We start from the raw sequence: 14,668 nt of genomic DNA on the forward strand, positions 1-14,668 counted from the left end.
ACGTACCGATCGCTATACGTTGTGAACTCTTGGGCTGTGGAGGATATTTACGGTGAAATGGAATGACACCACGGTGCGACTGCCGGACGCCTCCACCACCCTGCCGGGGCTCTTCGCGGCACAGGTCGCCCGTACCCCCGAACGCCTCGCGCTGGTCCACGAACGCGAGCGGCTGAGCTACGCCGAGCTGGACGAGCGCACCGACCGGCTGGCCCACCTCCTCGCCGGGGCGGGCGTCGGGCCGGGCTCGATCGTCGCGGTCACCGTGCCCCGCTCCACCGAACTGCAGGTCGCGCTGCTGGCCGTGGTCAAGGCCGGCGCGGCGTATCTGCCGGTCGACCCCGGCTACCCGGCCGAGCGCATCGCCTATCTGCTGGAGAACTCCGCCCCCGCGCTGGTGCTCAGCCACACCGCGGCCGAGGAGCTGATCCCGGCCGGTGCGCGCCCCGAGGGCCTGCGCACCGTCGTGCTCGACACCGACGAGACGCGCGGGCTGCTGGCCGCGCAGCCCTCCGTGCCGTTCGCCCCGGCCCGCCCGGTGCACGGCGAGGACGCGGCGTACGTCATCTACACCTCCGGCTCCACCGGGCACCCCAAGGGCGTCGTCGTCCCGCACCGCGGCATCGTCAACCGGCTGAGCTGGATGCAGGCCGAGTACCGGCTCGGCGAGGACGACCGGGTGCTCCAGAAGACCCCCTCCGGATTCGACGTCTCCGTCTGGGAGTTCTTCTGGCCCGTCTCCTACGGCGCGGCGCTGGTCATGGCCAGGCCCGAGGGCCACCGCGACCCCGGCTACCTCAGCGAGATCATCCGCACGGAGCGGATCACCACGATCCACTTCGTGCCCTCCATGCTCCAGCTCTTCACCGAGGAGCCCACCGCCGCGCAGTGCACCAGCCTGCGCCGGGTCATCTGCTCCGGCGAGGCGCTGCCGCTGGAACTCGCCGAGCGGTTCCGCACGCTGCTCGGTGACACCGCCGGACTGCACAACCTCTACGGGCCCACCGAGGCGTCGGTGGACGTCACCTCCTGGGAGTGCGTCCCCGAGCCGGGCGCCACCACCGTGCCCATCGGCCGGCCGGTGTGGAACACCCAGGTGTACGTGCTGGACGCGCAGTTGCGGGAGACCGCTCTGGGGGAGACCGGCGAGCTCTATCTGGCCGGTGTCCAGCTGGCCCACGGCTATCTGGGCCGCCCCGGCCGCACCGCGGAGTCCTTCCTGCCCAACCCCTTCGGGGAGCCGGGCTCCCGGATGTACCGCACCGGTGACCTGGCCCGGCGCCGGGAGGACGGCGCCGTCGAGTATGCGGGCCGGGTGGACAGCCAGGTGAAGATCCGCGGCGTGCGGATCGAACTCGGCGAGATCGAGACCGCGTTCGGCGCGCTGGACGGCGTCGCCCAGGCCGCCGTGACCATCCGCGAGGACCGGCCCGGCGACCGGCGGCTCATCGGCTACCTCGTGCCCGAGCCCGGCTGCGCGGCGGACCCGGCCCGGGTGCGCGCCCGGCTGTCCCGCACGCTGCCGGAGTACATGGTCCCGTCCGCCGTCGTGGTGCTGGAGGCGTTCCCGCTCACCCCCAACGGCAAGCTCGACCGCAAGGCCCTGCCCGCGCCCTCCGGCGCCCGTACCCGCATCGGACGCCTCGCGCGGACCCCGCGCGAGGAACTGCTGTGCGCCCTCTTCGCCGAGGTGCTGGGGCTGGAGGCGGTCGGCGCCGACGAGGACTTCTTCGGCCTCGGCGGCCACTCGCTGCTCGCCACCCGGCTGGTGAGCCGGGTCCGCACCGCCCTCGGCGCCGCGGTGGACGTCCGCAGCCTCTTCGAGGCGCCCACCCCGGCGGCGCTGGCCCGCTGGACCGAGTCCCACGGCGCCGCCGCCGAGGAGACCCCGCCGCTGCGCCGGGCCGCCCGGCGCCCCGCCCGGATCCCGCTCTCGTACGCCCAGCGGCGGCTGTGGTTCCTCAGCCGCATGGAGGACGTCCCCTCCGCGACCTACCACATCCCGCTCGCCCACCGGCTCGACGGAGCGCTGGACACCGACGCCCTGCGCCGCGCCCTCGCCGACGTCGCCGGCCGCCACGAGGCGCTGCGCACCGTCTTCCCCGCCGACGACGGGGAGCCGTACCAGGACGTCCGCGACGCGGCCGGCGTCGAGCTGCGCACCTCCACCGTCACCGCGGAGGAGCTGCCCGGGGCGATGACGGCCGAGAGCCTGCGCGGCTTCGACCTCGCCGACGAGACCCCGCTGCACGCCCATCTGTTCCGCACCGGCGAGGACCGCCACCTCCTGCTGCTGACCCTGCACCACATCGCGACCGACGGCTGGTCGCACGCCCCGCTCATGGAGGACCTGGCGCACGCCTACCGCGCCCGCACCTCCGGCGCCGCGCCGCGGTGGGAGCCGCTGCCCGCGCAGTACGCCGACTACACCCTGTGGCAGCGCGAGGCGCTGGGGGAGGGGCCCGGCTCGCTGCTCGCCCGGGAACTCGACCACTGGACGGCCGCCCTGGCCGGGCTGCCCGACCAGCTGGACATCCCCGCCGACCGGCCCCGGCCGGCCCGCGGCAGCTACCGCGGCGACACCGTCCCCGTGGCGCTCGGGGCGGAGCTGCACACCGCGCTGCGCGGCCTGGCCCAGGAGCACGGGTGCAGCCTGTTCATGGTGCTCCAGGCGGGGCTGGCCGCCCTGCTGACCCGGCTCGGCGCGGGCGAGGACATCCCGATCGGCAGCCCCGTCGCGGGCCGGACCGACGAGGCGACCGAGCCCATGGTCGGCCTGTTCATCAACAACCTGGTGCTGCGCACCGACACCTCCGGCGACCCCGCCTTCACCGAACTGCTCGCCCGGGTGCGGGAGACCGGCCTGGCCGCCTACACCCATCAGCACGTGCCGTTCGAACGGCTGGTGGAGGCGGTGAACCCGGCCCGCTCCATGAGCCGTCACCCGCTCTTCCAGGTGCTGCTCGCGCTGCAGAGCTTCCCGCACCCGCGCCCGGAGCTGCCCGGGGTGCGTGTCGAGCCGGTGCCGTTCGCGCTGGCGGTGGCCAAGTGCGACCTGTCGTTCTACGTCGAGGAGCTGACCGGCGAGGACGGCAAGCCCGCCGGGATCGGCGGCATGGTGGAGTACAGCACCGACCTCTTCGACCGCGGCACCGTCGAACTCCTGCTGCAGCGGCTGACGCTGCTGCTCACCGACGCCGCCGCCGACCCCGGCCGCCGGCTGGGCGCGCTCGGGGTGCTCACCCCCGACGAGCGGCACCGGCTGCTGGAGACCTGGAACGACACCCGCCGGACCACGCCGCGGGAGGGGCTGACCGCACAGCTGGAGGCGGTCGCGGCCCGCACCCCCGAGGCCCCCGCGGTCGTCACCGCGGCACGGACCCTCACCCACGCCGAACTGCACGAGCGGGCCGGCCGGCTCGCCCGGCTGCTGCTCGACCGGGGCATCGGCGAGGGCAGCTTCGTCGCCCTCGCCCTGCCCCGCATCCCGGACCTGGTCGTCGCCCTGCTGGCCGTGCTGCGCACCGGCGCCGCCTATCTCCCGCTCGACCCCGGCTACCCGGCCGACCGCGTCGCCCACATGCTCGACGACGCCCGCCCCGCTCTCGTCCTCACCACCACCGGCACGGACGGCGCGCTCCCCGCGGACGCGCCCCGGCTCCACCTCGACGCGCCGGAGACCGCGGACGCCCTGCGGCAGTACCCGGCGGCCGCCCCGGCGGCCCGGCCGGTGCTCCCGGGCGCCCCCGCGTACGTCATCTACACCTCGGGCTCCACCGGGCGGCCGAAGGGCGTCGTCGTCCCCCGGGCCGCGCTGGACAACTTCCTCGCGGGCATGGACGACCTGTTCCGCATGGGCTCCGACGACCGGCTCGCCGCCGTCACCACGATCGCCTTCGACATCGCCGCCCTGGAGATGTACCTGCCGCTGCGCAGCGGCGCCGCGGTGGTCCTCCCCGACGAGGAGACCGTCCGGGACCCCGCCGCGCTCGCCGCCCTCGTGGCGGAGACCGGCGCCACCCACCTCCAGGCCACGCCCTCCCTCTGGCAGGAGCTGCTGGCCGCCCGGCCGGACGCGCTGCGCGGGCTGACCGCGCTGGTCGGCGGCGAGGCGCTGCCGCCCGCTCTGGCCACGGAACTCGCCGCTGCCTGCCGCTCGGTGACCAATATGTACGGGCCCACCGAGACCGCGATCTGGTCCACCTCCTCCCCGGTCGGGGAGGCGGCACCGACCATCGGCCGCCCCATCCGGAACACACAGGTGTACGTGCTGGACGCCGGCCTGTCGCCGGTTCCGGCGGGGGTTGCGGGGGAGCTGTACATCGCGGGTGACGGGGTGGCGCGTGGTTACTGGCGGCGTGCGGGGCTGACGGCGGAGCGGTTCGTGCCGTGCCCGTTCGGTCCGGCCGGTTCGCGGATGTACCGCACCGGGGACCTGGTCCGGTGGAGCGAGGCCGGGGAGCTGGAGTTCCTGGGCCGGGTGGACCACCAGGTCAAGATCCGCGGCTTCCGCATCGAGCTCGGCGAGATCGAACAGGCCCTCACCGACCTCCCCGGGATCGCCCGCGCCGTGGTCGTCGTCCGCGAGGACACCCCCGGCGACCAGCGGCTGACCGGCTATGTCGTCCCCGAACCCGGGAAAGCGCCGGAACCGGAGGCGCTGCGCACCGCGGTCGGCGAGCGGCTGCCGCGGTTCATGGTGCCCGGCGCCGTCCTGGTGCTGGAGGCGTTCCCGCTCACCCCCAACGGCAAGCTCGACCGGAAGGCTCTCCCGGCCCCCGCGGCCACGGAGTCCGGCGAGCGGAAGGCCGCGCGCACCCCGCAGGAGGAGCTGCTCTGCGAGCTGTTCGCCGAGGTGCTCGGCGTGCCCGCGGTCGGCACCGACGACGACTTCTTCGCGCTCGGCGGCCACTCGCTGCTCGCCATCCGGCTGATCAGCCGGATCCGGTCGCTGCACGGCGGCGAGCTGAAGATCCGTCACCTCTTCGAGTCGCCCACCGTCGCCGCCCTCGCCCGGCGGCTCGGCGGCGCCGCCGCGGCCGGCGCCGGCCTGCGCCCCGCCGGCCCGCGCCCCGAGCGCCTGCCGCTCTCCTTCCAGCAGCAGCGGCTGTGGTTCCTGAACCGCTTCGAGGACGACGGCTCGCTCTACAACATTCCGCTGGTCATCCGGCTGCGCGGCCCCTTGGACACGGCGGCGCTCGGCGAGGCCCTGGCCGATGTGGTCCGCCGCCAGGAGGCCCTGCGCACCGTCTTCCCCGAGACGGACGGCGAGCCCCGGCAGCACGTCCTCGGCCCCGACGCGAGCCGGCCGCGGGTGCTGACCCGGCGCGTCGCGCCCGGGGAGCTGGACACCACCGTCCGCGAACTGGCCCACCAGGGCTTCGACCTCACCCGGGAGACCCCGCTGCGGGTCCACCTGCTCGCCACCGGGGAGCAGGAGCACGTTCTGCTGCTCGTCCTGCACCACATCGCGGGCGACGGCCCCTCCACCACCCCGCTCACCCGTGACCTCTCCCGCGCCTACGCGGCGCGGCTGGCCGGCCGCGCCCCCGACTGGCAGCCGCTGCCCGTCCCGTACGCCGACTACGCCCTCTGGCAGCGGCGGCACCTCGGCGACGAGACGGACCCGGACAGCAGGATGAGCGAACAGCTCGCCTTCTGGCGCACCGAACTGGCCGGCCTCCCCGACCAGCTGGACCTGCCCACCGACCGGCCGCGCCCGGCGCTGGCCGGCTACCGGGGCGGCACCGTGCCGCTGACCGTGCCGCCGGAGCTGCACCGCAGACTGCACGCCATGGCCCGGACCCGCGGCGCCACCGTCTTCATGGCGCTCCGGGCGGCCCTGGCCACCCTGCTCACCCGGCTCGGCGCCGGGGAGGACATCCCCCTCGGCAGCCCCGTCGGTGCCCGCACCGACGAGGCCCTGGACGGGCTGGTCGGTTTCTTCGCCAACACCCTGGTGCTGCGCACCGACACCTCCGGCGATCCGACCTTCGCCGAGCTGCTGACCCGGGTGCGGGACCGCGGGCTCGCCGCCTACGCCCACCCCGACCTGCCGTTCGAGCGGCTCGTCGAGGCGCTCAACCCGGCGCGCTCGCTCGCCCGGCACCCGCTCTTCCAGGTGCTCCTCGCCTTCCAGGACAGCCTGCGGCCCGAACTCGACCTGCCCGGGCTGGAGTCCGAGGTCACCGTGCCGCACCTGGGCACCGCCCGCTTCGACCTCGCCGTCGACCTCACCGAGCGGCGCACCCCGGACGGCACCCCCGACGGCATCACCGGAGTCGTCGAGTACAGCGCGGACCTCTTCGACGAGGCGACCGCCCACCGGATCGCCGGCTGCCTGCTGCGCGTCCTGGAGAGCGTCGCCGACGACCCCGGGCAGCGGCTGGGCGCCATCGCCGTCCTGCCGGAGGCGGAGCGGACCCGGCTGCTGGAGACCTGGAACGCCACCGCGCACCCGGTCGCCGGGGACACCCTGCCGCAGCTGTTCGAGGACCGGGTGCGGCGCACCCCCGACGCCGACGCCGTGCTCTTCCGGGACACGGCGGTCTCCTACCGGGAGCTCAACAAGCGGGCCAACCGGCTCGCCCACCACCTCATCGGGCTCGGCGTCGGCCCCGAGGACTTCGTCGCGCTCACCGCGCACCGCTCCGTGGACGTGATCGTCGCGCTGCTGGCCACCGTGAAGGCGGGCGCCGCCTATCTGCCCGTCGACCCGGACTACCCGGCCGACCGGGTGCGGCAGATGTTCGACGACGGCTCCCCGGTGCTCGCGCTGACCACCGCGCGGGCGGCCGGCGCCGTGCCCGCCGGCGTCCCCGCGGTCGTCCTCGACGACCCCGCCACCGCCGCCCTGCTGCACGCCCTGCCCGACCACGACCCCACCGACGCCGACCGGCGCGCCCCGCTCACCCGGGCCCACCCGGCGTACGTCATCTACACCTCCGGATCCACCGGCCGTCCCAAGGGCGTCGTCGTCACCCACCGCGGCATCGCGGGCGTGGCGGGGGAGCACATCGACCGGCTGGGGCTGGACCCGACGAGCCGCTTCCTGCTGCTGGTCTCCATCAGCTTCGATGTCTCGCTGGCCGACATCGCCCTCACCCTCACCTCCGGTGCGGCCCTGGTCGTGCCCGCGCCCGAACGGCAGGTGTTCGGCGAGGACCTGCGGGACCTGCTGCGCGACCACCGGGTCACCCACACCGACCTGGTGGCCCCGATGCTCGCCTCGCTCCCCGAGGGCGACCTGCCCGACCTGCGCGGCTTCGTCGTCGGCGGCGAGGCGCTCTCCGCCGAACTCGTCGAACGCTGGGCCCCCGGGCGTCGCGTCATGCAGGTGTACGGGCCCACCGAGGCCACCGTCGTCACCACCATGAGCGACCCCCTCGCCCCCGGCGGCGGCACCCCGCCGATCGGCCGGCCCATCCGCAACGCCCGGGTGTACGTGCTGGACGCCGGCCTGTCGCCGGTTCCGGTGGGCGTGGCGGGGGAGCTGTACATCGCGGGTGACGGGGTGGCGCGCGGCTACTGGCGGCGTGCGGGGCTGACGGCGGAGCGGTTCGTGCCCTGCCCCTACGGTCCGGCCGGTTCGCGGATGTACCGCACCGGGGACCTGGTCCGGTGGAACGACGCGGGGGAGCTGGAGTTCCTCGGACGAGTGGACCACCAGGTCAAGATCCGCGGCTTCCGCATCGAGCTCGGCGAGATCGAACAGGCCCTCGCCCGGCACCCCGCCGTGGACACCGCGGTGGCCGTCGCCCGCACGGGCGACGACGGGCCGAAGCAGCTCATCGGCTATGTGGTGCCCGCCCCGGGCTCAGCCGCCGACCCGGCCGAGGTGCGCGCCGCCCTCGCCGCCGAACTCCCCGCGTACATGGTGCCCGCGGCCGTCGTCGTCCTGGACGCGCTGCCGCTCACCCCCAGCGGCAAGCTCGACCGCAAGGCCCTCCCGGAGCCGCAGCCGGAGGCGGCCGTCTCCGGACGCGGCCCGCGCAGTGTCCACGAGGAGATCCTGGCCGGACTCTTCGCCGAGATCCTCGGAGTGCCCCGGGTCGGCATCGACGACAACTTCTTCGACCTCGGCGGCCACTCTCTGCTCGCCACCCGGCTCACCGGCCGGATCGGCGCGGTGCTCGGCGTCACGCCCGGCATCCGCACCCTGTTCGAGGCACCCACCGTCGCCGCCCTCGCGGCCCGGCTCGGGGACGGCCCGGACGCCCGGGGCGACGACTTCGACACCGTCCTGCCGCTGCGCCCCCAGGGTGACCTGCCGCCCCTCTTCTGCGTCCACCCGGCCGCCGGCATCGCCTGGGTCTACTCCGGCCTGCTGCGCCATCTGGACCCGGAACGGCCGGTGTACGGGCTCCAGTCGCCGCGGCTGCTGTCCCCGGACGCCGCGCCCGAGGACGCCGCGCCCGAGGACGCCGCGCCCGCGGAGGCCGTTGGGGAGCTGGCCGCCGGATACCTGGCCAGGATCCGGGAGATCCAGCCGCACGGCCCGTACCACCTGCTCGGCTGGTCCTTCGGCGGCACGCTGGCCCACGAGATCGCGGTCCTCCTGCGCGAGCAGGGCGAGGAGGTGGCCCTGCTGGCCCTGCTGGACAGCCGCCCCGGCACCGCCGCCGCGGGCCCGTCCGGCCAGGAGGAGGTGATGGCCCAACTGCTCGAATCCCTGGGCCACCCCGTCCCCGAGGGCCCCGCCGGGCTCGAACCCGCCGCCGTACTGGAGCTGCTGGCGGACGGCCACAGCCCGCTCGCCGCCCTCGGCGAGACCCGGCTGGCGGCGATGGTGGCCGCCTTCGCCGACAACGTCCGGCTCGCCACCGCCTTCACCCCGCGCCGCTACGACGGCGACGTCCTCTTCTTCACCGCCACCGGGAGCGCCGAAAGCACCGGGGACACCGGCGACACCGCCGCCCGGGCGTGGGTCCCGCACATCACCGGCCGGATCGAGGAGCATCCCGTTCGGTGCGTCCACGGCGCCATGGCGGGGCCGGAGGCGCTCGCGGTGATCGGCCCCGTGCTGGCCGCCGCGCTGTCCGGCCGTTCCTGACCCCTGAACCGAGGAGAGAGCACCATGCCGACCAACCCGTTCGAGGACACCGAGGCCCGCTACCTCGCGGTGGTCAACGACGAGGGCCAGTACGCCCTGTGGCCCGGCCACCTCGAGGTGCCGGCCGGCTGGCACACCCGCTTCGGGCCCGAGGCCCGGCAGACGGTCCTGGACCACATCGAGGAGACCTGGACGGACATGCGTCCGCTCAGCCTCATCGGCGCCGTGAACTCCTAGGAGACCTCATGAGTACCCTCCGCACCCGGATGCGGTCGCCGTGGTGGGCGCTGTTCGCGATCTGCTGGGCACAGTCCGTCGTCCTGCTCGACACCACCGCCGTGAACGTCGCCGTCCCGGAGATCACCAGTGGCCTGGACGCGAACCTCACCCAGGTGCTGTGGGTGATCAACGCCTATCTGCTCTCCTTCGCCGTCCTGCTCGTCACCGGCGGACGCCTCGGCGATCTCTACGGGGCCCGCAAGGTCTTCCTCACCGGGCTGCTGATCTTCACCCTGGCCTCCGCCGTCTGCGGCCTCGCGGAGACCCCCGGCGAGGCCATCGCCGCCCGGGTCCTCCAGGGCATCGGCGGAGCCCTGCTCACCCCGCAGGCCATGGTGATCATCAATCAGATGTTCCCCGTGGAGCGCCGCGGCGCCGCGCTCGGCGTCTGGGGCTCGTTCGCCGGCATCGTCGCCGCGGCCGGCCCCACCTTCGGCGGCTTCCTGGTGGCCTCGCTCGGCTGGCGCTGGATCTTCTGGATCAACCTCCCCATCGGGGCCGTCGGCGCCGTCCTGATGCTGCTCTGCGTGGCCCGGGTGACGGGCGACAAGCGGCCCCGGCTCGACATGGCCGGCGCCGCGCTGCTCACCGTCGCGATGTTCCTCCTGGTCTACGCGCTGCTGGAGGGCGAGTCCAAGAACTGGGGCACGGTCTGGGGCCCGGTCACCGTGCCCGTGCTGATCGCCGCCGGACTGCTGGTGCTCGCCCTGTTCGCGTTCGTCGAGCGGCGGCGCCAGGAGCGCGAACCGCTCGTCCCGTTCGCCGTGCTGCGCAACCGGAACTTCACCGTGATGGCCACCGTGGTCGGCGTCCTGCCGTGCGGCCTGGGCGGCATGATGCTGCTCACCCCGATGTACCTCCAGGAGGTCCAGCACCTCTCCGCCTTCCGCGCCGGACTGCTGGTCGCCGTCGCCCCCCTGGTCTCGGTCTTCATCGCCCCCTACTCGGGCCGGCTCACCGACCGCTTCGGCGGCAAGTACGTCATGGTCACCGGGCTGCTCTTCTTCGCCGGCGGCATCGCCCTGCTGGCCGCCCTGATCCGCGCCGACTCCGGACAGGCCGCGCTGCTCCCCGGGCTGCTCTGCGTCGGCGTCGGCATGGGGGTGGCCTTCGCCCCGGCGGCGGTCGTCGCCTTCCGGGACATCGACCCCGCCATGGCCGGCGCCGCCTCCGGACTGTTCAACACCACCCGGCTGTGCGGCAGTCTGCTCGGCTCCGCCGCCGTCGGCGCGCTCCTCCAGGTCCAGCTCGCCCGGCAGGACACCACCACCGCCATCCGCCTCACCTACCTGCTGCCCGTCGCCCTCATGCTCCTCGGGGCCGCGGTCACGCTCGCCGTCCGCGGCGCGACGCCGGACGCACCCGGTCCGGCCGAGTCCGCGGCCGGTGCCGCGCCGGCCCGGAGCGGCAGGAGCTGACCGGCGCACCCACCACCCGCACGCGACACCCGCCATTCAGAGAGGGCTTCCCGTGGAGTTCAGCCTCTTCTACTTCGCCGCCGGACAGCGCTCCGGTGACGACGGCTACCGACTGCTGCTCGACGGCGCACGCTTCGCCGACCGGCACGGATTCAGCGCCGTCTGGACGCCGGAACGCCACTTCCACGAGTTCGGCGGGCCGTACCCCAACCCCGCGGTGACCGGCGCCGCCGTCGCCGCCGTCACCGAACGGGTCGACGTCCGCGCCGGCAGCGTCGTCGGACCGCTGCACCACCCGGTGCGCATCGCCGAGGAGTGGGCGGTCGTCGACAACCTCTCCCGCGGCCGGGCCGGCCTCGCCTTCGCCTCCGGCTGGCACGCCGAGGACTTCGCGCTCCGCCCGGAGAACTACGCCGGCCGCAAGCAGATCCTCACCGAGACCATCGAGACCGTGCGCGGCCTCTGGCGCGGCGAGAGCGTCCGGCTGACCGACGGGGAGGGCAAGGAGGCGACCGTCCGCTCCTTCCCCGCCCCGGTCCGGCCCCACCTGCCGGTCTGGCTCACCAGCGCGGGCAGCGCCGACACCTTCCGGCACGCCGGAGCCCAGGGCTACGGCGTCCTGACCCATCTGCTCGGCCAGGAGCTCGCCGAGCTGGAGAAGAAGATCGCCGAATACCGGGCGGCGCTCCCCGCCACCGCTCCGGAGAACCCGGCGGCCGGCAAGGTCGCCCTGATGCTCCACACCTTCGTCGGCACCGACCGCGATGCGGTCCGGGAGCGGGTGCGCGAACCGTTCAGCGCCTACATCCGCAGCTCCCTCGGGCTGATCATGAAGGCCGCCGGCGACATCCTGCCCGGCGTCGAACCGGACGACCTCGACCCGGAGGACCTGGACTTCCTCGTCGAGCACTCCTTCGGCAAGTACTTCGACACCGGCGGCCTCTTCGGCACCGTCGAGGACCTGATACCGCTGCTGGAGCGGATCGAGGCGGCGGGCGTGGACGAGGTCGCCTGCCTGATCGACTTCGGCGTCGACGACGACGCGGTGCTCGACTCGCTGACCCACCTCGGACGCCTCCGCGAGGCCTGGACCGCACGGAGCACCCGATGAGACTGTGCCTGGTCTCCGGCACCGCCGCCGTGACCTCCGGCTGCCACCGCCTGACCGCCCTCGTGCGGGAGCGGGCCGGGCAGGCCGGCTTCGACCCCCGGGAGCTGGACCGCTCCCTGCTCACCCTCGCCGTCCTGGCCCCCGAGCGCTACGCCTCCGGTGAGCTGTACGAGGACCCGCGGGTCGGCCTGCTGCTGAGCGAGGTGACGGAGGCCGACGCCGTCGTCCTCACCACCCCCGTGCAGCACGGCTCCCTCTCCGGGGCGCTGAAGAACACCCTGGACCACCTGCCGTCCGGCGCGCTGGCCGGCAAGCCGGTGCTGCTCGCCGCCACCGCGGTCAGCCTGCACAACGGCGCCACCGCCTGCGACCACCTCCGCTCGGTGGTGCGCTCGCTCGGCGGCTGGGCCGCACCCACCCAGATCGTCGCCGAACGGCCGGAGCTGGGCCGGGCCGAGGCCCCGGGGGCCCTGCTGGAGCGGGTCGACGCCGGGCTGGCGGAGCTGGCCGAGCTGGTCCGGGCGTTCCGCGCCGCGGCGGTGGCACCGGTATGAGCCGCCACCGCGGCGCCGGCACCGGTACGAGCCGCCGCTGCGGCACCGGCACCCGTATGAGCCGCCGCTGAGGCGCCGGCACCCGTATGAGCCGCCACCGCGGCACCGGTGGGCCCCGCCGTCCCGGCCCCGGTACGACCCGCCCTCCCGCGGGGCGGCCCCGGTGCCGCCCGCACCGCCGGCCGCACCGGTGATCCGCATCCGCACCGAAGGGGGAACCCGGTGGAACCGACCCTGCCCGAGGCGTCCACGCTGGCGCTGTTCTTCGTCACCGCCCTGGCTCTGATCGCCGTACCGGGGCCCAACATGCTGTTCATCCTGAGCCAGGGCGTCGTCCAGGGCCGGCGCGCCGCCTTCGCCGCGGCGCTGGGCGTGGAGCTCGGCACGCTGGTGCACGTCCTGGGCACGGTGGTGGGGCTCTCCGCCCTGATCGCCGCCTCGGCGCTCGCCTTCGACCTGCTGAAGTACGCCGGGGTGGCCTATCTGCTCTACCTGGCGGTGCGGGCGCTGCGCGCCCCCGTGGACGAGGGCCTGCCCGGCGACGCCGCGGCCGGCGCCACCGCGCTGCGGCTGCTGCGGCGCGGGGCCCTGGTCAACATCCTCAACCCCAAGGTCGCCCTCTTCTTCCTGGCGCTGCTGCCGCAGTACGTGGCGCCGGAGCGGGGCTCGGTGCTGACCCAGTCCCTCGTCCTGGGGCTGGTCTTCTTCCTCGTCGCCCTGGGGCTCGACCTGTGCTACGCGCTGGCCTCCTCGGGGGTCGCCCGCTGGCTGGCCCGGCACGAGCGGTTCCGCCGGAGCCAGAAGTACGTCACCGGCGGGACGTACCTGGCGCTCGCGGGGGCCGCCCTGTTCGCGGGGCGCCCCGCGACCCGGGGCTGACCCGCGAACGTCCCGGAGCCCACGCCGGTCGCGGAGCCCACGCCGGGCAGGCCCCGTCGCAATGCCTACGCCGGGCAGCCCCGAGGGCCTGTCTGACACATCCCGCCTGCCCCGCGGCGTCTGGCACGCACGCTCGCTACGTTGTCGGTCGTCGGCGCAGCCCGCTGCGCTCTCCTCCCTCCGCCTTGCGATCGCACGCACCAGACGCCGCGGGGCCGCCCTACGGGCGACGGCGCTATGTGTCGGACAGCCCCTCGGGCCGCCCGGCGTGGGCATTTGTTTTGACCGGAGTCGATGCGATAGGTACGCTCAGACCTTGTGCCTGGGGTGTGCCCGGGTTCTTGTGCGTGCACGCACCCGGCCCCCGGCCGGGGTGTCCGCCGCACAGGATGCCGAGGCCGATGCACCGACCACATATGCACTTCCCGTTCACGGGAAACGTATGAGGTCGGCGACACACCCGACCGCGTGGGTCGGGGGAGGTCCCAGGTTAGCTTCACGAGTCGGCACACAGAAACCGGAGAAACGGTGCCTACGATCCAGCAGCTGGTCCGGAAGGGCCGGCAGGACAAGGTCGAGAAGAACAAGACGCCCGCACTCGAGGGATCCCCTCAGCGCCGCGGCGTCTGCACGCGCGTGTTCACCACCACCCCGAAGAAGCCGAACTCGGCCCTGCGTAAGGTCGCGCGTGTGCGTCTGACCAGCGGGATCGAGGTCACCGCTTACATCCCGGGTGAGGGACACAACCTGCAGGAGCACTCCATCGTGCTCGTGCGTGGCGGTCGTGTGAAGGACCTGCCGGGTGTTCGCTACAAGATCATCCGCGGTTCGCTCGACACCCAGGGTGTCAAGAACCGCAAGCAGGCCCGCAGCCGCTACGGCGCCAAGAAGGAGAAGTAAGAATGCCTCGTAAGGGCCCCGCCCCGAAGCGCCCGGTCATCATCGACCCGGTCTACGGCTCTCCTCTTGTCACCTCGCTCATCAACAAGGTGCTGCTGAACGGCAAGCGTTCCACCGCTGAGCGCATCGTGTACGGCGCCATGGAGGGCCTGCGCGAGAAGACCGGCAACGACCCGGTCATCACGCTCAAGCGCGCGCTCGAGAACATCAAGCCGACGCTCGAGGTCAAGTCCCGCCGTGTCGGTGGCGCCACCTACCAGGTGCCGGTCGAGGTCAAGCCCGGCCGCGCCTCCACCCTCGCCCTCCGCTGGCTCGTGGGCTACTCGCGCGCCCGTCGCGAGAAGACCATGACCGAGCGCCTGATGAACGAGCTGCTGGACGCCAGCAACGGTCTCGGCGCCTCCGTCAAGCGTCGCGAGGACACCCACAAGATGGCCGAGTCCAACAAGGCCTTCGCGCACTACCGCTGGTAGTC

Annotated in this window: 8 protein-coding genes; all 8 read left to right on the top strand. The window is 74.1% G+C overall.

The window, feature by feature from the left end; genetic code table 11:
* The first annotated feature begins 52 nt into the window (after positions 1-52).
* The 8 genes from ABT112_RS19335 (at position 53) to rpsG (ending at position 14,666) form a co-directional block, all read left to right on the top strand.
* Positions 53-9,052, top strand: coding sequence for a non-ribosomal peptide synthetase (locus tag ABT112_RS19335; protein WP_351511136.1), 9,000 nt, complete (start codon positions 53-55; stop codon positions 9,050-9,052).
* Positions 9,053-9,076: 24 nt separating this feature from the next.
* The gene (locus tag ABT112_RS19340; RefSeq protein WP_351511138.1) at positions 9,077-9,289 is read left to right on the top strand and encodes an MbtH family protein; all 213 of its coding nucleotides are present in this window, start codon (positions 9,077-9,079) and stop codon (positions 9,287-9,289) included.
* 8 nt (positions 9,290-9,297) lie between these two features.
* Positions 9,298-10,749: an MFS transporter gene (locus ABT112_RS19345; RefSeq protein WP_351511140.1), complete on the top strand. Its 1,452-nt coding sequence runs from the start codon at positions 9,298-9,300 to the stop codon at positions 10,747-10,749.
* 52 nt (positions 10,750-10,801) lie between these two features.
* Complete coding sequence (locus ABT112_RS19350) at positions 10,802-11,860, top strand: MupA/Atu3671 family FMN-dependent luciferase-like monooxygenase (RefSeq protein ID WP_351511142.1); 1,059 nt, start codon at positions 10,802-10,804, stop codon at positions 11,858-11,860.
* Positions 11,857-12,414 (top strand): NADPH-dependent FMN reductase, encoded by a 558-nt coding sequence (locus ABT112_RS19355; protein ID WP_351511144.1) that lies wholly within the window; start codon positions 11,857-11,859, stop codon positions 12,412-12,414. Before ABT112_RS19350 ends, ABT112_RS19355 begins: the two co-directional genes overlap by 4 nt.
* 222 nt (positions 12,415-12,636) lie before the next feature.
* Positions 12,637-13,293 (top strand): LysE family translocator, encoded by a 657-nt coding sequence (locus ABT112_RS19360; RefSeq protein WP_351511145.1) that lies wholly within the window; start codon positions 12,637-12,639, stop codon positions 13,291-13,293.
* Positions 13,294-13,821: 528 nt separating this feature from the next.
* Positions 13,822-14,193: a 30S ribosomal protein S12 gene (rpsL, locus tag ABT112_RS19365; protein WP_003948652.1), complete on the top strand. Its 372-nt coding sequence runs from the start codon at positions 13,822-13,824 to the stop codon at positions 14,191-14,193.
* 2 nt (positions 14,194-14,195) lie between these two features.
* Positions 14,196-14,666 (top strand): 30S ribosomal protein S7, encoded by a 471-nt coding sequence (gene rpsG, locus ABT112_RS19370; protein ID WP_019707816.1) that lies wholly within the window; start codon positions 14,196-14,198, stop codon positions 14,664-14,666.
* Positions 14,667-14,668: the final 2 nt, after the last annotated feature.

The sequence above is a fragment of the Streptomyces sp. NPDC002055 genome, from assembly GCF_040296705.1.
Classification (GTDB): Bacteria; Actinomycetota; Actinomycetes; order Streptomycetales; family Streptomycetaceae; genus Streptomyces.